The 559-nt window shown below is 62.6% G+C and carries 1 protein-coding gene; it reads left to right on the top strand.

The window, feature by feature from the left end; all coding sequences use genetic code 11:
* Nucleotides 1–29 precede the first annotated feature (29 nt).
* A partial coding sequence (locus tag ABD256_RS44285) for a hypothetical protein (protein ID WP_344432423.1) occupies nt 30–559 on the top strand: 530 nt, incomplete at its 3' end.

Raw genomic sequence — 559 nt, 5'->3', positions numbered from 1 at the left:
ATCGGCGTCTTGCCGAGACCGAGAACCGCATGCAGGCGGAGATCGCCGAGCAACGACGGCTGGAAACCGCATTGGAGCAGGAGCGGGAACGTCAAAGCGAAGCCAGTGAAGCCTTTAACGAGGTTCAGGCCCGTTATTACAGCACCGGGGCCGAGATCACCCGGGTCGAGCAGTCCATTCAGCATGCCCGCGAAATGCGCCAGCGGCAGCTCGAGGATCTGGAACGGGCAGAGCATGCCCTGGAACAGACCCGCAATCATATCCGCCGGGATGAAGAGTATCTTCAGGATACCGAGAACAGTCTGGGCGAGATGGAGCCGGGCCTGGAGCGTCTGCGCGAGGCAGCCGAGCAATCGGCCCGGGAACAGGAAGCCGCAGAATCCCGCTTGTCGGAATGGCAGGAGCGCTGGGACCAGTTCAGCCGCCGTGCCGGGGAACATCAGCAAAGTGCCGAGGTGGCCCGGACCGGTATCGAGCACATGGAATCCCAGGTGCGTCGCCAGCTGGATCGTCTGGACAAGATCGAACAGGAACGGGGCCAGCTGTCCACCGAAGCCAT

This window comes from Amycolatopsis minnesotensis (assembly GCF_039529815.1).
GTDB classification, from domain to species: Bacteria; Actinomycetota; Actinomycetes; order Mycobacteriales; family Pseudonocardiaceae; genus Amycolatopsis; species Amycolatopsis minnesotensis.
Note: the sequence above shows the minus strand (reverse complement) of the source record. Positions and strands in the feature narration are given on the sequence as shown.